Below are 17,901 nucleotides of genomic sequence, written 5' to 3' on the forward strand. Positions count from 1 at the left end.
TAGTGGCGCGTCGCCGCCTGATCAACGGACAATATTGACGCAATCGTCACAATTGGTTAGGTTGAGCCGATCCCGCGACCGCGATCTCCGTTGCGGCCCGATCTCCGAAGGGGAGAGTCCTGCCGTGAATCCACCTCCCGAACACGCCCATGCTGTGATGCACTGCAACCTCAACACCGTTGATCAGGCGCGCGCCGAGGCCTACTACACGACCTTGTTCGAGATCGCGCCCCGGATGCGTTCGACCGGAAAGGGGGTGGATGCCACATGCATGGGGATGCCGTCGAGGACCGACAGCGAGACGGTGTTTCTCTACGATCGACGCGGTCCGCGGGCGGCGCCCGCCCTCGAACTGGTCGAGTGGCAGACACCCGCGACCGTCGCACCCACCCCACCTCCGGGGGCGCCGGGCCTGACAGCTATCGGATACCGTGTGCCATCGCTGTCCCGGATTCGCGGGCACCTCGCCGAGTCCGGTCACGATCCGGTGGAGGTCGCCGGCGGCAGCATGGTCCGCGGAGCCCATAGGCCCGCGGTGCGACTGCGGGACCCCGACGGGGTTGTCGTCGAACTCGTCGAGATCGAACATGCACCCTCGGACCCACAGTCGGCGCTCATCTCCCACGAACGGCTCAGTTGCGCTGATCTGTCCGCGAGCCTGCGGTGGTACTCGCGGATCGGGTTCGCCGCACGCGCCCGGGGTGAGGGCTGGATATCGCTGGTCCTGCCTCCGGACCCGACGTTCTCGCTGGAACTCGACCAGGCGCCGGCGGGGGGCGCGACACCGCAGCGGACCGCGAATACGCAGGGCCTCTACCGGATAGCACTCGCGGTCGACGATGTCCGCGCCGCGTACGCGGCCCTGGCCGCGAGCGGTCACCCCGGCCTGCAGCAGCCGTCGTTCATTCCGATGCCCGACGTTCCGACCGGCGGTTTCACCGTCCTGTTCCTGGCAGATCCCGACGGTGTGGTCGTCGAGCTCGTGGAACGGCCGCGCACCGAGGTGCGGCGGCCGGCCGAACCTCGCTGACCACTCGATCTCGACTCCGACGCCCATCGGCAGCGACAGCCGCGCCGTTCACGGGGCGCACCGATCGGAAGTGATGGCTCAAAAGTAGTAGCGGGCAACAAGTTCCGCCACGCAGCCCGGCTTGTCACCGCCTTCGATCTCGACAGTGGTCCGGGTGACGAGCTGCACACCGTCCGCACCGACACGCTCGGCGCCGATCAGAGTACTGCGTGCCCGGACGCGGTCACCACCGCGAACCGCCGCCGGGAAGCGAACCTTGTTCAGCCCGTAGTTGACCCCCATGCGTACACCTTCGATCCGGCGCAACTGGTTCAGGAAATACGGCACCAGCGAGACCGTGAGGAACCCATGAGCCAGGGTCGCCCCGAACGGGCCGGCGGCCGCGCGCTCCGGGTCCACATGAATCCACTGATGGTCCTCGGTGTCATCGGCGAAGCGGTCGATTCGCTCCTGCTCCATCGTGAACCACTCCGTGGGCCCCAATTCCCGGCCGACCGCGGCCTCGAGGTCCGCGATACCACGGTAGATCTCCATCATTCACCTTCCGACTGGATGCTCGGCGTCGAAACGCACTTCGGGATCCCCGAGCGTAGAACCGTCACCGCATTCAGTCATATCATTTAACTACTTGTCAAGACAGCGGACAGAGGGCAAAATATAGATATATGATTCTACTAAATAAACGATTGCGACGAGAGGTGGCAGATGCGGGTGCTGGTGATCGGCGCGACGGGTGACGTCGGACGGGGTGTCGTCGCGTCGTGCCTGAAACGCGGGTGGACGACCGTCGCGGCCGCGCGGACGGAGTCGACACTGGCCGACCTCGCCGGGAAGCACAACGATCCCCTGCTCTCCACGGTGCCCGGGAGCCTGCACAGCGAAGCATCGGCCGCCGAACTCGCGGACGCGGCCGACCTCGCCTCCGCCTCCGCCGTCGTGGTCACCGTCAGCGGGCCGTGGCAGCCGACGCCCGTCGCCGAATGTGGCTGGAACACAGTCACCGAAGTATTCGACAAGCTCCTGCGTCCGCACGTGAATGCCGCGCGGGTGCTGTTGCCGCGGCTGTCGCCGGGAGCAACCTATCTCGCCATCGGCGGAGGCATGGCCGATGCCGTCTTCCCCGGGATGGCTCCGGTCTCGATGGTCCAGGCTGCCCAGCGCAACCTGGTGCGCGCCTGGTCCAAGGAGAACCGCGACTCCGGAGTGAAGATCCGTGAACTCCTGATCGCGGCCATGGTCAACGGCCGCAGCACCCGTGCGCAGGCCGAGCCGGACTGGCTCACCGATGTCGAGATCGGTGAGCGGGTCGCGGAGCTGTTGACCGACCCGGATTCGAATCCCGGTCCGGTACTGACCTTCTCGGTGAAAGACCGCGCCGACGCCTGACACCCGGCACCCGCCGACCGCACACCCATCCGAACCCTGGGAGAACCTATGAGATCGCCTTTCGAACCCGAACTTCTGATCGAGGCGCGCGGTGCCGTACGTATCGTGACCCTCAACCGGCCGGAGGCCCTGAACGCGGCGAACGAGCAGTTGCATGACGCCGTCGTCGGAGTCTGGCGCCACATCGCCGCCGATCCGGAGGCGCGCGCGGTGGTACTGACCGGGGCCGGGCGGGCGTTCAGCGCGGGTGGCGATTTCAACCATCTGCGCGCGGTGCGGCTGGACCGCGACAAGCGACGCTCGGAGATCGACGGGGCACGGGCCCTGGTGACCGAAATGGTCGACTTCCCGCTGCCGATCGTGGCTGCGGTCAACGGGCCGGCGGTCGGGCTCGGCTGCAATCTCGCCGTGCTCAGCGATGTCGTCCTGATCGCCGAAAGCGCCTACATGGCCGATCCGCACGTGGGTGTCGGACTCACCGCGGCCGACGGCGGCGCGCCCACCTGGCCGCTGCTGATGGGTCTGTTGCGCGCCAAGGAGTACCTGTTCACCAGCGAGCGTATTCCCGCCCAGCAGGCCGTCGCGCTCGGTCTGGCCAACCGCGTGGTGCCCGACGCCGAACTGCTGGAGCAGTCGGTCGCCTTGGCCGCCAAGTTCGCCGCCCAGCCGCCACAAGCCATCCAGTCCACCAAGCGCGTGCTGAACCTGCACGTCAAACGCGCTATCACCGGAATACTCGAGTACGCACTCGCGGAGGAATTCCAGTCCTTCGACACCCCCGAGCATCAGGCGATCGTCGACAAATTCTTGAGCAAGACCGATTCCAAAGCCTGAGCGGCCAGACCGCCCGGATGAGTAAGCGCGGGCACCGACCCTATGGTCGGTGCCCGCGCTTGTCGTGCTCGAGGCCGGTGCTGCCTCAGAACCCCATCAAGCGCCCGATGAGATCCTTCATGATTTCGGTCGTTCCGCCGTAGAGGCGCTGCACGCGGGAGTCGCGCCAGAGCCGGGCGATCTCGTATTCGTTGATGTAGCCGTAACCGCCGTGCAACTGCATGCAGCGATCCAGGATCTCCCATTGCACTTCGGAGGTCCACCACTTGAGTCCGGCGGCCTCTTCGGCTGTGAGTTCACCGGCGTTCGCCGCCAGCACGCACTGGTCCAGATACGTCTGCGCCACTTCGAGTTTGGTCTTCATCTCGGCCAAGAAGTGCCGGTTCACCTGGAACTTGCCGATCGCGGTCCCGAACGCCTTGCGATCGGTGGCGTACGCGAGGGTCAAGTCCAGGGCGCGCCGAGCCATCGGCACCGCGTAGGTGGCGATACCGAGCCGCTCATAGGGGAGGTTGGCGACCAGGTGGTAGAAGCCGCGGTTCTCCTCACCCACCAGGTTCTCGACCGGCACGCGCACATCATCGAAGAACAGTTCGGCGCTGTCGGTCGCGCGCTGGCCGATCTTGTCCAGCTTGCGGCCCCTGGTGAAGCCGGGCGTATCCGATTCCACGACGATCAGACTGATGCCCCGACGCCCGGCGGCCGGATCGGTCTTGGCGGCCACGAGCACCAGATCGGCCAGAATGCCGTTGCTGATGAACGTCTTCTGGCCGTTGATGACGTAGTGGTCACCCTCGCGGCGGGCGGTGGTCTTGATGCCGGCGAGATCGGAGCCCGCCGCCGGTTCGGACATTCCGATGGCCGTGATCGTCTCGCCCCGGACATATCCCGGCAGCCAGCGCTTCTTCTGCTCATCGGTGGTCAGCCCGATGAGGTAGGACGCCATGATGTCGTTCTGGATGCCCAGGCCGATCCCGACGGAGCCGGTCGCGAACATCTCCTCACTCACGATCTGATTGAAACGGAAGTCGCGCAGCCCGAGGCCGCCGAACTCCTCGGGGGCCTCCCAGCCGATCAGCCCGAGCTCGCCGGCCCGCTTCCAAGCCTGCCGGCTTACCTTCCCCGCGGTTTCCCACTCCTCCACATGCGGAGCGCACTCCGTGTCGAAGAACGCTTTCGCGGTTGCGCGGAACTGCTCGTGCTCCGGCTCGAAGATGCTACGGCGCATCGCCTGTGACCTCCACTTTGTAGGTAAATTAACTATATAATAGAACTATTCTTTCCAGGTGACGTCAATCGCCACACCTGGCCGCCACCGCGGCCGAAACCCCACGGTCGCTCCGCGTCGTCAGCGCCCGAGAACCAAGCGCACGGGCCGGTACTCCAGCACGACGACGCCGTCACGGTTGACCACCGAATTCTCGGTCGTCACCACACCTCTGCCGCCCGAACTCGTCGGCCGCGATTCCAGCACCTCGACCACGACAGAGATGGTGTCACCGACGAAAACCGGCCCCTTGATATCGAGATCCGAACGCATGAACGCCATGCCGGTACCGTGCAGCACCCCGGTTTGCAGGACCAGCCCCTCGGCATAGGCGAAGGTCAGAGCCGCGGGAACGACGCGCCCGGAGTAACCGGCCTCGACCGAACCTCGCTCATCCAGAAACAGCGGCTCACTGAGCCCGGCGAGGGTGACGAAAGCGATCAGGTCGGATTCGGTGATGGTCCTGCTCCCGGTTCGGAAGCGGTCCCCCGGCCGCATCTGTTCGAATGTCCGCCCATGCAGAACCGGAGCGATCGCCCACGGATCCAATTTCTCGCCGCTACTCACTCGACCCACCTTCCACTAATGATCCATATAAGTTATATAATTTACCTCTATTCCCACGGGAACGGCGGGCGCCGCCTGGTGTGAGCCCGAGGGTTGCAGCCACCGCCATCGACGTGGATCCAGCGCGCACCCGTCACCGGGTATCGCAACCTGAACCGGCACATCCACTCGGAGATGCATGCAGATCCGCGCGCATACTGGTAAATTATCTAACGATTATAGCTGATTAGGCAGGAGTGGGGCATGTACGGCGTACGCAGTGCGGAACAGCAGGAACTGGCCGCCGCCGTTCGAAAGTTACTGCAGGAGCGATCATCGGAGTCCGCTGTCCGCGCGACGATGGATGCCGCCGAGGGGTACGACCGGGAGCTCGCGACACTGATGGCCGAGCAGATGGGCCTGCACGGCATCGCCATTCCGGAGGAGTACGGCGGCGCGGGGTTCGGCTTCCTCGAACTGAGCGTGATACTCGAGGAGATGGGCCGGGTACTGCTGTGCGGCCCGTTCTTCAGCAGTGTGGTCCTGTTCGCCACCGCGCTACTGGAGAGCGGAGACGACGACGCCTGCCGAACCTGGCTGCCACAGATCGCCGCGGGCCGGCTCGTCGGGACAGCGGCAATCGCCGAGGACGCCGGCGGATGGGATGAGCAATCGATCCGACTGGCAGCGCGCCGCGAAGGCGAGCACTACCTGCTCAGCGGCCGCGAACGGCATGTACTCGACGGCGCGTCGGCCGAGGCGATCGTGGTCGCCGCCCGGCTGCCGGAGGGAGTCGGACTGTTCATCGTCGACACCGACCTCGGACTGCGCCGCACCGCGGTGCCGACGCTGGATCGAACCCGCAGACAGGCCACCCTCGACTTCGCCGACACACCGGCGCGTTTGCTCGCCGGGCCGGCGCAGGGCCGGGCGGTACTGCGCCGGATACTCGATCGCGCCGCTGTCGCCTTGGCGTGTGAGCAAGTCGGCGGCGCGGAGCGCGTACTCGAGATGGCGGTCGGCTACGCCAAGACGCGCCACCAGTTCGATCGGCCCATCGGTTCGTTCCAGGCGATCAAACACACATGCGCCGACATGCTGGTTGCCGTGGAATCGGCGCGCTCGGCCGCGCGCTGCGCGGCCGAGGCGGTGGCCGCGAACGACCCCGATCTGGAGTTGCTGGCCGGACTGGCCAAGACCGTCTGCTCGGAGACGTTCAGCCTCTGCGCACGCGACAACATCCAGATTCACGGCGGAATCGGCTTCACCTGGGAGCATCCGGCGCACCTGTACTACAAGCGCGCCAAGAGCGGCGAGGCACATTTCGGAACACCCCGCTACCACCGCGAGCGACTGGCACTGCGCACGGAGACGTTGCCCGCGTAGGCGGACGCGCCACGTTCGGCTGTTCAACTCGATTACCTATCCAATTCAACCTATTCCATTGCAGCCCCGGCGTATTCGACCGAACAGGGCGACAAGGAGGGAGCCGGCATGGCAGGGACGCCGACCGCACGACAGGGGTCCGGGAACACGTCCGATCAGGCGGATGACACGACCGAATTCCGCGAGCAGCTACGGGCGTGGCTGGAGTCGGTGCCCAGGCCCGCCGGCCTGCGGGACTACGGCCCGACCCCGACGGTGAACGACGTACTCCCCGGACGGCAATGGCAGCGTCTGCTGGCCGATGGCGGCTATGCCTGCCTGCCGTGGCCGGTCGAATACGGCGGCCGCGGCGCGAGCATCATGGAACAGGCGGTCTTCGCCGAGGAGACCGCGCGCGCAGGGGTGCCCCGCCAGCTCGGACTGGTCGGCCCGGCGCTGGCCGCGCCGGTGATCATGGAGTTCGGCACCGATGAGCAGCGGGCGCGGCACCTGGAGCCGATCCGGGTCGGCGAACACCTCTGGTGCCAGCTGTTCTCCGAGCCGGAGGCCGGATCGGATCTGGCCTCACTGCGCACTCGCGCGGTCGCCGAGGGCGACGAGTGGGTGATCGACGGACACAAGGTCTGGACCAGCGCCGCGGCGGCGGCCGATTACGGTCTGCTGATCGCCAGGACGGGCCCCGGCCGATACGACGGCCTGACCGCGTTCATCGTCCCCATGACGGCGCCCGGAATCACCGTGCGCCCGCTCGAGCAGATGGACGGTGAGAGCAAATTCAACGAGGTGTTCCTCACCGGCGTGCGACTGCGGGCACAGGATCGGCTCGGGGAGATCGGGCAGGGCTGGGCGGTAGCGACCGCGACGCTGGGCACCGAACGGCTGTCGCTGGGCACGCAGTCGGTGTCGATGTTCGCCGCGCTGGACGATATCGTCGCCGCCGCGACCCGGCGCGACCGGCTCACCCCGCGCCTGCGCGAGGACATCGTCTCGATCTGGACCCGGATATGGCTGCTACGCGCGACCTGGCTGCGCGCGGTACACGCCGAGTCCTCGCTGACCTCCCCGACCTTCTCGGTGCTGAAGGTGATGAGCTCGGAAACCCATCGCGATCTGGCGGATCTGGCCGTCGACGCCCTGGGACTCGATATCACCGACGATCCTGCGGACAATCCGATCGTGCACCGGATGCTCGTCGCCCGGGCGCAGACCATTCTGGGTGGCACCAGTGAGATCCAGCGCAATATTCTCGCCGAACGAGTGCTGGGACTCCCCCGCGAACCCGCCGTGCAGAAGGGCTGACCGATGCAGACCGACACCGTGGCGTTCACATCGCTCATCCGCCCGGATACCACCATCGCGATCGGTGACGGGTTCGGAGCGCCGCGGGAGCTGTCCGAGCAGCTGACCGCGGTGGCCGAGAACACCGAGGGCCTGCGGCTGGTGCTGGGCTGGATGCCCGTCGCCGATCCCGATCTCGACCCCAGGGCCTTCGCCGATGTGCGAACCTTCATGCCCGGCTGGGGGCTGCGCTCGGCGGTCGCGCAGGGGCATATCCGTTTCCTGCCGGTGCGGCTGTCGGGCACTCCCGCGCTGCTGCACGGGCCGCTGCGTCCCGACGTGCTGATGGCCACCGTGGTGCACACGCCGTCCGGATACCGGTTCGCCAACGAGGTCTCCTGGCAGCGCGCCGCGATCGACGCCGGCGCCCGGGTTGCCGCGCTCGTGTCGCGGGCTGCCCCGGTGTGCGCGGCGGGTCCCGTTCTGCCCGCGGAGCGGCTGACCGTCGTCGGGGAGACCGACCACCCGCCCCTGAACATGCCGGACGAGCCGGTGGCGCCGGAGCTCGAACGCCTCGTCGAGAATCTGGTGCGCTTCATTCCCGAGGGGGCACGATTGCAGATCGGCCCGGGAGCACTCGGTGCGACGGTGCTGCGGAAACTCGAGGTCCCGGTGCGCATCGACTCCGGGCTGCTGCCGGACTCCGTGGTCGACCTCGCCGAGCGAGACCTTCTCATCGGCACCCCGGTGGCGACCTACCTGGCCGGTGGACCGCGGTTGCGGGAGTGGGTGTCGGGCCGAGATGTGTTGCATCCCATCGAGTTCACCCACGATCCGGGCCGGTTGTCGGCGTCGCCGCTGTTCGCGGTGAACACCGCGGTGGAGATCGATACGGACGGGCAGATCAACGTCGAAGGCACCGAACGTGCCGTGGTCGGCGGTATCGGCGGTCACCACGACTACGCGGCCGCGGCGGCGCGGTCGGTGGGTGGGCTCAGCATCATCGCCGTGACCACGACGCACCGCGGCCGATCAACCCTGGTCGAGCGACTCTCCCGTCCCGTCAGTACACCGTCTCACGATGTGGATATCGTCGTGACCGAGCACGGTATCGCGGATCTGCGGGGTCTGGACCGCCCTGAACGGACCGAGGCGTTGCGCGCCGCGTGGGGTTCCGCGGGTGTCCGCGAACCCGATGATTCGTCCGAAACAGATAGCGGCACAACCTGATCGTCAAGGCCCCGGCTGCCATTCGCATGTTCATCGTGCCGAATCCTCCAGCGTCACCGTGGGAAGCAATGCCACCGGGTCGGGGACAGCGTTCTGTTTACGATTGCTACCCGAATCGGTCGAAGCCCTCCGAGAAAGCGGGGGGACCTCACTGACCGAGTTGTCCGGTGAGCGGGTGCAGGCAGCGATGAACGAATACGCGGTTACGCTTCCCTGGAACGCGGACTTCTTTGGTGCACTGGAGAGAATGGTCGAGGTGGGTGCGCTACTTCTTCGACCACCCCGTAAAGCGCGCTTTGACCGCGGCCTCGACGCTCGAAAACGGATGGTCCGGCTAGTGACAACTGCGGTTCGACCGCAACCCGTGCAGACTGCCGCGTCGAACCTGACCACCTTAACCTTAACCGCCCCCTGCTCCGCTCTGTCTTGCCGGCTCGTTCGAAGACGAAGGTGGCCTCGTTCACGATTCCCTTGTGGTACAGCACCGCGCCCCTGGGAAATCCGGTGGTGCCGGAGGATGATTCGCGCCGGTCACCAGCCGCGTCCATGCGTTGCGTGACCGGGGCGTCCATCGCTCTCGTCCCGCGGTTGACGACCGCGTCCACCTCACGAACGATCGGTGCTTCGTCCGATAATTCAGCCAGCTTCGGCGCATGCACCGATAGAATTCATTGCCGGTAGTAGTCGCTGAACTGCTGGCGCACGATGTTCTTCTGGATCTTGCCCGTGGATGTCCTCGGTAAGGCGTCGACAACAATCACCGCCTTCGGCACCTTGTACGCGTCCACATGATGTCGCAGGGCGGCCTTCAACTCGGTTTCGTCGATGCGGGCACCCTGCTTGGCGACGACGACGGCGGTGATCGCCTCATTCCAGCGATCATGAGGAAGGCCGACGACCACCGCCTCGGCCACGTTCGGGTCCGCCGCGTACACGGCCTTCTCCACTTCGATCGACGCGACGTTCTCGCCACCGGTCTTGATCACATCCTTGCGCCGATCGCTGAACCAGAGGATGCCGTCGCCGTCGATGTGCCCGATATCTCCGGAGTGGAACCATCCGTGCGCGAACGCCTCCTCGGTGGCCGCACGATTGTTCAGGTATTCGGTCATGGTGTGCGGCCCGCGGTAGACGATCTCCCCCTCGGCGCCACGAGGCAGCCGGTCGCCCTCGGCATCCATGATCGCGACCTGGATGTTCACCACCGGCGTACCTACCGCACCCGCGTGGGACAACTGGTGTTCGGGCCGGAACATGGTCGCGGTCGGACTCATCTCGGTCTGGCCGAACAGCAGGTAGAAATCACAACCGAAGGCGGTGAGACATTGTTCCAGTTGAGCATTGGGCATCGGTGCCATCGCATAACAGGCCCGGCGCAGGCTGCTGAGATCCCGCTCCCTCAGTTGCGGATGTTCGAGCATCGCGCGGTACATCGTCGGAAGACCGAAGATCTGCGTGACGGCCTCGCGCTCGATCTGGTCGAGTACCTCATCCGCGTCGAAGCCGCGACGGATGTAGATCGTGGCGCCGACCATCAGCGCCGCGGTGCAGTGGCAGTTGAGTTGCGCGGTGTGGAACATCGGCAACATGGCGATGAATCGGTCGTCGTCACGGAACCCGGACTCCAGCGCCATACTCATGGATTCCAGGTAGATCGCCGTGTGGTTGCCCACCACACCTTTGGGAAAAGACGTGGTCCCACTGGTGTACAGGTAGGTGATCGGATCACGATCACCCACGAGGTGCTCGGGTTCGGCAACGCTACCGGCAGAGGTCAATTCGGCGAAGGTCAACCGGGAACGCCCCGGCACGGTATTCCACTCCCCGGCACCGATACCGGGCGCGACTATCACCTCGGCAACCGCCGGCACCTGCAGCAGCGCATCGGAGATCTGTTCCAGCAGTTGACTTTCCACCACAATTCCGCGCGACGAGGAATGCTCCAGAACGTAGGCCGTCTCCTGGCTGCGCCAGCCGAGATTGATCGGCACACAGACCACACCGAGTTTCGCGCACGCGTAGTAGGTGACGAGAAACTCGACGCAGTTGCCGGATGCGAGCGCGAGCGAATCCCCCCGCCGGTACCCGCGATCGTGCAACGCGTTCGCGACCCTGTTCACCCACGTGTCGAGCGCGGCGTAGGTGTAGCGAGCATCGCCCTCGACGACCGCGATGGCGTTCGGCCGGCGGTCCGCGGAGCGGGTCAGGCTGTCACCGACGTTGACTCGGTGGATCAGGTTGGCGTGCAGTTCGGTGGCAGACATCGGTGTCGACTCCAGTCATCGCTAAGGGGTACTGAGAACGTTAACCGCAATTCACTAACTCTGCGTCAGTTCCGCAAACTTGCCCCCGGCGCTCACAGATGTGGCGCTCAGGACGCCTGTCTCACCGAGGAGCTCGACGAGGGCCCTTACATAGTTATCCCCTGTTGACCAGTAGCCTCACTCACTCCACGGTACCGACGCATCGGAGCAGTTCGAGGCAAGGATGGAGGGTCTGGATACGGACTATTTCATCATTAGTCAATGAGGACTAACATTGGTCGGACTTGTCGCGAGCCAGGGAGGTCATCATCAGCGAGCAAGCAACGCCCGACGTCGAGCCGCCGACGCGGATCCGCGACCCCGCGCGCAAGGACCGCATCCTCGTCGCGGCTGCCGATCTAGTGGCTCGCAGAGGTTTTCACGCGGTCTCCATGTCCGACATCGGCCACGCGGCCGGTATCACCGGGTCCGGGATCTACCGCCATTTCGACAGCAAATCGGCCGTCCTGGTGTCACTGTTCGAACAGGCGATCGACAACCTGCTCATGGACGAGCACGCCATCGTGGAATCAGTTGCAGACCTTCGGCTGGCCCTGAACCGGCTCATCGACGGTCAGGTCGAGTTCGTAGTGGGCGACCGTGAATTGGCACAGGTCTACCACAACGAGATCAACAATCTGCCCGACGAGGACAGCCGCCGATTGCGACGCAAACAGCGGATGTACATCGAGGAGTGGGTGCACCTGCTCGACGAGTTGCGTGACGACCTGTCCGACGCCGACGCGCGTGCCATGGTCCATGCCGCGATCGGTGCGATCCAGTCGTCGCTGTTCCACAACACGGGCCTGCCCGAGGATCGGTTGCGTCAAATCCTGGCCGACGCCGGGCGGGCGGTACTCGGGCTATGACCCGAGCGCCGGTCCCCGGGTCCGGTAGCCCGATCACTGCGATGTCGACCACTGATCGGAGTCGATCATGGTGATCCCCATCCCCTCGGTACTGGCGTAGTACTCGTGCAGGATCGGTCCCCACCAGTCGATCATGGCCTGCTCGACCTCGACCGAGCACGGAGCGGCCGCATGTACGGCCACCCGGTGACTGGCCAGGTCGGAATCGCTCGCGGTCGGGCTGGGGCAGCTTCACATGCGAACGAATATCGTCGGCACCCATTGACCGTGCGCCACCCGGTAGCGCTCGATGGCCTCGAGGGCTACGCGGCCAGCAGAACTCTCGCCACATCCCGCCACTGCGCGAGATGCGGATCCCGAGCCGGAGTTCGCGGATCGAACCCGTACGCCACCGAAGCCCCTCGCATGCTGGACAGCAATGTGTCGACCACCTGCTGATACCGCGGGCGCGCGGACCAGACCGGCCCGAACATCACCGCGAGAGTTTCGTGAATCGCCTTCTGCAACTGCCGTTCCGCCGGCCGCAACGCCTCTCGCAGCGAGTCGTTGTGCCGAGCCGCCACCCAGAGCTCTATAGAGGCCCAGAAGAAGGGCTGATGGAAATTCGTCCACATCTGTCCGATCGCCTCATCGATACGAGCCGGGTCGTCGTCAGGCACGGCGATCATCGAACCGACCTCCGTGCGCAGCTCGGCGACTCGCGCGGACGCCAGATGCTGGACGGCCCCGACCAGCAGCTCGTCTCGCGAGGAGAAATGATGTAGCAGCCGCCCGCGCGAGATGCCCGCCAATTCCTGAATCCTCAGCGTCGACGCACCCGCGTATCCGTATTCGACCAGGCACTGCACGGCCGCGTCGAGAATCTGCTGACGGCTGGCTCGACTACGTCTCTCCTGCTGTTGCAGGTAACTCTCTGCGCGTGTGGCTGCCATGGCCTCGATACTACGACGCCGCGGCAGAGTACAGTCAGCACTGACTGCAGGATTCGCAGAGAAGGAAACGCCATGCTGGTTGACGGAAATATCGGCGGCTCGATCGACGGCACCGGCGGCGGTGACCTGAACGCTGTCGGCGAACAGGTCGACTTCGCCGACCGCCTCGGATATGACGGCGTCTGGTCGACGGAAGTCGCCCGCGACCCGTTTCTGCCCCTGCTGGCCGCCGCGCAGCGCTCCCCTCGGCTGCAACTGGGCACCGCGGTCGCCGTGGCGTTCGCCCGGAATCCGATGACGACGGCCACGGTGGCCAACGATCTGCACGCCTTCAGTTCGGGGCGGTTCATGCTCGGACTGGGCTCGCAGATCCAGGCCCATATCGAGCGTCGTTTCAGCATGCCCTGGTCGGCCCCGGCCGATCGGATGCGGGAATTCATCTCGGCGGTGCGCGCGATCTGGCACAGCTGGGAAGCCGACGAGCGCCTCGACTTCCGTGGCGAGTTCTACCGGCACACGCTGATGACTCCGATGTTCCGACCCGAGCGCAACCCCTGGGGGCCACCGCCGATCCTGCTCGCGGCGGTGGGACCGAAGATGACCCGGGTCGCCGCGGAGGTCGCCGACGGCATTGTGCTACACGGCTTCACCACCGAGCGATACCTGCGCGAGGTCACGATCCCACTCCTCGAAGCGGAGCTGCGCGCCTCGGGGCGCGACCACGCCCGGTTCACGACCAGCTATCCGGGACTGGTCGTGACCGGCGCGGACGAACGCGACTTCGACCGGGCACTAGATGCGGTGCGCCGGCAGATAGCCTTTTACGGAGCCACCCCTTCCTATCGTCCGGTGCTGGAACTGCACGGCTGGGGCGAGCTGGGCACCGAACTCCATCGCCTGTCCAAGTCCGGGGACTGGCAGACGATGACACATCTGGTGGACGACACAGTGCTCGAAACCTTCGCCGTGGTCGGCGAACCCGACACGATAGGCGCGCAGATCCACCGCCGATTCGCCGGGATCATCGACAGATTCACCCTGTACACGCCATACCCGATGGCCGACGCCGTGCGCTACACCATCATCGACGACCTGCACGAATCGGTGACGGCATGCCCCCGGAGCGAGGCCGGCGCGCAACCCACAGCGGACAGCTACAGTCAGTATTGACTGCAGGTCTCCTACTGGGTTAGCGTCAGTTGGTACCGCGCCAACGCGGAAAACCCGTCACCTGCCCAGCACGTGATTCGTCGTTCGCCCCGCCGCGCTATCGCTACGGCCGGGCCGTGCCCTCGATCGGGCCATATGCGGAGAATGAGGAGAAGCCGATGCCGAATCAGGCCATCGTGTACGAAGCGATTCGCACACCCCGAGGTAAGGGAAAGAACGGATCGCTGCACAGCATCAAGCCGATCGACCTCGTTGTCGGTCTGATCGACGAACTGCGCGCGCGCTTTCCCGATCTCGATCCAGCCCACATCGACGACCTCGTCCTCGGCGTCGTCACCCCGGTGGGCGATCAGGGCGGCAATATCGCCAAGGCCGCGGCATTGACCGCGGGACTGCCGGAAACCGTTGCGGGCCTTCAGATCAACCGATTCTGTGCGTCGGGCCTGGAAGCGACCAACCTCGCCGCCCAGAAGGTCGGCTCCGGATTCGAGAGCCTGGTACTGGCCGGTGGCGTGGAGTCGATGTCGCGGGTACCGATCGGCACCGACGGCGGCCCGCTGTTCAACGACCCGGCAACCGCCTACGACATGCATTTCGTACCTCAAGGCATCGGCGCCGATCTGATCGCGACGATCGAGGGGTTCAGTCGCGCCGACGTCGACGCCTACGCCGTACGCTCGCAGCAACGCGCGGAAAATGCCTGGGCCGGTGGATATTTCACGAAGTCCGTGGTGCCGGTGAAGGATTTCAACGGAGTCACCGTGCTCGACCATGACGAGCACCGGCGCCCCGGCACGACGGTCGAGTCGCTGGCGGCGCTGAAGCCGTCGTTCGCCGCCCTCGGCGCGGCCGGCTTCGACGCCGTTGCGCTGCAAAAGTATTCGTCGGTGGAACGCATCGACCACGTCCACCACGGCGGCAACAGCTCCGGCATCGTCGACGGTGCGGCATTGGTCCTGATCGGAAACGAAGAGGCGGGCAAACAATTCGGGCTCACGCCCAGGGCACGCATCGTGGCCACCGCGGTATCCGGCGCCGACCCCACCATCATGCTGACCGGGCCGCGGCCGGCCACCGAGAAGGTGCTCGCCAAGGCGGGGCTGAGTCTCGACGACATCGACCTGTTCGAATTGAACGAGGCCTTCGCGTCGGTGGTTCTCAAGTTCCAGAAGGACCTCCATATCCCCGACGAGAAGCTCAACGTCAACGGCGGCGCGATCGCCATGGGTCATCCGCTCGGCGCCACCGGCGCGATGCTCGTCGGCACCGTGATCGACGAACTCGAGCGCCGCGGCGAACGCCGGGCGCTGGTGACGCTGTGCGTCGGCGGCGGCATCGGCATCGCGACCATCATCGAACGCCTCTGAGCAGGAACGGAATTCGGCAAATGACACAGGCACAGACGATCCGCTGGGAGCGCGGCTCCGACGATATCGTGGTCCTCACCCTCGACGATCCCGCCGCCTCGGCGAACACGATGAACGGCGCGTTCTTCGTATCGCTGACCGCGGTGGTCGATCGCCTCGCCGCCGAGCGCGACACGTTGCGCGGCGTGGTGATCACCTCGGCGAAGAAGACGTTTTTCGCGGGTGGCAACCTCGACGATCTCGTCGCCGCGACGCCCGACGACGCGCAATACTTCACCGACTTCTGCAATGGCATCAAACATCAGCTGCGCCGGCTCGAGACCTTGGGCCGTCCGGTTGTCGCCGCCATCAACGGCGCGGCCCTGGGTGGCGGGCTGGAACTCGCACTGGCCGCCCATCACCGCATCGCGGCCGCCAAGGGCGTGGTCGTCGGCCTGCCCGAGGTCGGTCTGGGACTGCTGCCGGCGGTGGGCGGCGTCACCCGCACCGTGCGCATCCTCGGTGTGGAACGCGCGCTGAGCGAGGTGCTGCTGACCGGAACACGGTTCAAGCCGCAGAAGGCGCTGGAACTCGGGCTGATTCATCGAGTCGTCGCCACGGCCGAGGAGTTGGTCCCGGCGGCCAAGGCCTGGATCGAGGCGAACCCGGATGCCGCCCAGCCGTGGGATACCAAGGGCTACACCATCCCCGGCGGCACCCCCGCCGATCCCGGGCTGGCGTCGCGCCTCCCGATCCTCACCGCGACCCTGCGCAGCCGGTCGAAAGGCGCCCCGCTGCCGGCACCGCGTGCCATCCTGGCCGCGGCCGTGGAGGGGGCGCAGGTCGACTTCGACTCCGCCACATCGATCGAGACCCGCTACTTCATCCCGCTGGTCACCGGCCAGATCGCGAAGAACATGATCCAGTCGGCGTTCTTCGATATCCAAACCGTGCAGGGCGGCGCCAGCCGTCCAGCGGGCGAACCCGCCTTCGCGGCGACGAAGGTCGGCATCCTCGGCGCCGGGATGATGGGTTCCGCCCTGGCGTATGTGTGCGCACGAGCCGGATTGCCGGTCGTACTCAAGGACCTCACGCTGGAATCGGCGCAGCGCGGTAAAACCTATGCCGAGAAGTTGGAGGCCAAGGCAGTGGCCCGGGGCGCGACGACCGAAGCGAAGTCGAAAGAGCTTCTCGGCCGAATTCGTCCGACCGCCGAGGCCGGCGATCTCGCGGGCGTGGACTTCGTCGTGGAGGCGGTGTTCGAGGACGTCGCGCTCAAACAGCGTGTGTTCCAAGAGGTTCAGGATATCGTCGAGCCCGATGCGGTACTCGGGTCCAACACCTCCACACTGCCTATCAGCACGCTCGCCGAAGGCGTGAAACGGCAACAGGACTTCATCGGAATACACTTCTTCTCGCCCGTCGACAAGATGCCGCTGGTCGAAATCATCACCGGGAAGAACACCTCGCAGCAGACATTGGCGAAGGTCTTCGACTTCACCCAGCAGATCGGCAAGGTTCCGATTGTCGTAGGCGACAGTCGCGGCTTCTTCACCAGCCGCGTGATCATGACCTTCCTCGACGAGGCGGTCGCCGCCGTCGGCGAAGGCGTCACCGCGGCACTGATCGAGCAGGCCGGTGCACAAGCCGGATACCCCGCCCCGCCACTCCAACTCATGGACGAGCTGACTCTGACGCTGCCTCGCAAGATCCGGCAGGAGAAGCGGGCCGCGATCGAGGCGGCCGGCGGGCGCTGGTCCGCGCACGGCTCGGAAGCGGTCATCGACAGCATGATCGATGAATTCGATCGCAAGGGTCGCTCCACCGGGAGCGGCTTCTACGACTACGACGAATCGGGTAAGCGGATCGGCCTGTGGCCCGGGCTGCGCAACGCCTTCGGATCGGGCACGCACGACATCCCGATACGCGATCTGCAGGAGCGCATGCTGTTCGCCGAGGCACTGGAAACCGTGCGTTGCTTCGACGAGGGCGTCCTGACCTCCGTTGCCGATGCCAATATCGGATCGTTGTACGGGATCGGCTTCCCGAGCTGGACCGGCGGTGTGCTGCAGTACATCAATGGTTACGACGGCGGAGTGCCCGGCTTCGTAGCACGCGCTCGCGAGCTGGCAGCGCGCTACGGCGACCGCTTCAACCCGCCGGAATCATTGCAGGCCAAGGCCTCTCGCGGCGAAATCTACCGCTAGTCCACCACATCGCGGAGGGGCACTCGCTGCGCGCGGTGCCCCTCCGCGTTCGCACGATGAGTCGCGTTCCGAAGATGTGCGCCGAGTCCGGCGCGGACACATGATCACCCCGAATCC

Annotated in this window: 15 protein-coding genes and 1 pseudogene; 10 read left to right on the plus strand and 6 right to left on the minus strand. The window is 65.8% G+C overall.

What is annotated here, in order from left to right:
- Nucleotides 1-124 precede the first annotated feature (124 nt).
- Nucleotides 125-1,030 (plus strand): VOC family protein, encoded by a 906-nt coding sequence (locus NN2_RS02025; RefSeq protein WP_143860115.1) that lies wholly within the window; start codon nucleotides 125-127, stop codon nucleotides 1,028-1,030.
- A gap of 78 nt (nucleotides 1,031-1,108) precedes the next feature.
- Here NN2_RS02025 and NN2_RS02030 read toward each other — a convergent pair whose 3' ends face one another.
- Complete coding sequence (locus tag NN2_RS02030) at nucleotides 1,109-1,564, minus strand: MaoC family dehydratase (protein WP_094026590.1); 456 nt, start codon at nucleotides 1,562-1,564, stop codon at nucleotides 1,109-1,111.
- A gap of 171 nt (nucleotides 1,565-1,735) precedes the next feature.
- Here NN2_RS02030 and NN2_RS02035 point away from each other — a divergent pair, with 171 nt between their 5' ends.
- Complete coding sequence (locus NN2_RS02035; RefSeq protein WP_063009774.1) at nucleotides 1,736-2,416, plus strand: SDR family oxidoreductase; 681 nt, start codon at nucleotides 1,736-1,738, stop codon at nucleotides 2,414-2,416.
- Nucleotides 2,417-2,464: 48 nt separating this feature from the next.
- Complete coding sequence (locus NN2_RS02040) at nucleotides 2,465-3,250, plus strand: enoyl-CoA hydratase/isomerase family protein (RefSeq protein WP_063009776.1); 786 nt, start codon at nucleotides 2,465-2,467, stop codon at nucleotides 3,248-3,250.
- Nucleotides 3,251-3,335: 85 nt separating this feature from the next.
- Here NN2_RS02040 and NN2_RS02045 read toward each other — a convergent pair whose 3' ends face one another.
- Nucleotides 3,336-4,478 (minus strand): acyl-CoA dehydrogenase family protein, encoded by a 1,143-nt coding sequence (locus NN2_RS02045; RefSeq protein WP_063009778.1) that lies wholly within the window; start codon nucleotides 4,476-4,478, stop codon nucleotides 3,336-3,338.
- Between the two features lie 120 nt (nucleotides 4,479-4,598).
- A complete protein-coding gene (locus tag NN2_RS02050; protein ID WP_064909361.1) occupies nucleotides 4,599-5,084 on the minus strand; it encodes a MaoC family dehydratase in 486 nt (161 codons plus the stop codon).
- A gap of 243 nt (nucleotides 5,085-5,327) precedes the next feature.
- On the opposite strand from NN2_RS02050, the gene NN2_RS02055 reads away from it, so the two are divergent.
- The 3 genes from NN2_RS02055 (at nucleotide 5,328) to NN2_RS02065 (ending at nucleotide 8,957) form a co-directional block, all read left to right on the plus strand.
- Nucleotides 5,328-6,449: an acyl-CoA dehydrogenase family protein gene (locus tag NN2_RS02055; protein ID WP_063009787.1), complete on the plus strand. Its 1,122-nt coding sequence runs from the start codon at nucleotides 5,328-5,330 to the stop codon at nucleotides 6,447-6,449.
- Between the two features lie 108 nt (nucleotides 6,450-6,557).
- Complete coding sequence (locus tag NN2_RS02060; RefSeq protein ID WP_063009789.1) at nucleotides 6,558-7,748, plus strand: acyl-CoA dehydrogenase family protein; 1,191 nt, start codon at nucleotides 6,558-6,560, stop codon at nucleotides 7,746-7,748.
- A gap of 3 nt (nucleotides 7,749-7,751) precedes the next feature.
- A complete protein-coding gene (locus NN2_RS02065) occupies nucleotides 7,752-8,957 on the plus strand; it encodes an acetyl-CoA hydrolase/transferase C-terminal domain-containing protein (protein ID WP_063009791.1) in 1,206 nt (401 codons plus the stop codon).
- Between the two features lie 668 nt (nucleotides 8,958-9,625).
- Here NN2_RS02065 and NN2_RS02070 read toward each other — a convergent pair.
- Nucleotides 9,626-11,221 carry a long-chain-fatty-acid--CoA ligase gene (locus NN2_RS02070; RefSeq protein ID WP_063009798.1) on the minus strand — a complete coding sequence of 532 codons (1,596 nt, stop codon included), beginning with the start codon at nucleotides 11,219-11,221 and terminating at the stop codon, nucleotides 9,626-9,628.
- A 308-nt stretch (nucleotides 11,222-11,529) separates the two neighbouring features.
- Here NN2_RS02070 and NN2_RS02075 point away from each other — a divergent pair, with 308 nt between their 5' ends.
- Nucleotides 11,530-12,129 carry a TetR/AcrR family transcriptional regulator gene (locus NN2_RS02075; RefSeq protein WP_063009911.1) on the plus strand — a complete coding sequence of 200 codons (600 nt, stop codon included), beginning with the start codon at nucleotides 11,530-11,532 and terminating at the stop codon, nucleotides 12,127-12,129.
- A 48-nt stretch (nucleotides 12,130-12,177) separates the two neighbouring features.
- Here NN2_RS02075 and NN2_RS38365 read toward each other — a convergent pair.
- Both NN2_RS38365 and NN2_RS02080 read right to left on the minus strand, forming a co-directional pair.
- Nucleotides 12,178-12,432 (minus strand): annotated as a pseudogene (locus NN2_RS38365) (AMP-binding protein); the annotation flags it as partial.
- Nucleotides 12,432-13,061, minus strand: coding sequence for a TetR/AcrR family transcriptional regulator (locus tag NN2_RS02080; RefSeq protein ID WP_063009800.1), 630 nt, complete (start codon nucleotides 13,059-13,061; stop codon nucleotides 12,432-12,434). The gene NN2_RS02080 and the pseudogene NN2_RS38365, both read right to left, overlap by 1 nt.
- A gap of 72 nt (nucleotides 13,062-13,133) precedes the next feature.
- On the opposite strand from NN2_RS02080, the gene NN2_RS02085 reads away from it, so the two are divergent.
- The 3 genes from NN2_RS02085 (at nucleotide 13,134) to NN2_RS02095 (ending at nucleotide 17,784) form a co-directional block, all read left to right on the plus strand.
- The gene (locus NN2_RS02085) at nucleotides 13,134-14,231 is read left to right on the plus strand and encodes an LLM class F420-dependent oxidoreductase (RefSeq protein ID WP_082856641.1); all 1,098 of its coding nucleotides are present in this window, start codon (nucleotides 13,134-13,136) and stop codon (nucleotides 14,229-14,231) included.
- A 158-nt stretch (nucleotides 14,232-14,389) separates the two neighbouring features.
- The gene (locus NN2_RS02090; protein ID WP_063009802.1) at nucleotides 14,390-15,598 is read left to right on the plus strand and encodes an acetyl-CoA C-acetyltransferase; all 1,209 of its coding nucleotides are present in this window, start codon (nucleotides 14,390-14,392) and stop codon (nucleotides 15,596-15,598) included.
- A 20-nt stretch (nucleotides 15,599-15,618) separates the two neighbouring features.
- Complete coding sequence (locus tag NN2_RS02095) at nucleotides 15,619-17,784, plus strand: 3-hydroxyacyl-CoA dehydrogenase NAD-binding domain-containing protein (protein ID WP_063009804.1); 2,166 nt, start codon at nucleotides 15,619-15,621, stop codon at nucleotides 17,782-17,784.
- The last annotated feature ends 117 nt before the right edge of the window (nucleotides 17,785-17,901 follow it).

The sequence above is a fragment of the Nocardia nova NBRC 15556 genome (genome assembly GCF_001613005.1).
Taxonomy (GTDB): domain Bacteria; phylum Actinomycetota; class Actinomycetes; order Mycobacteriales; family Mycobacteriaceae; genus Nocardia; species Nocardia nova.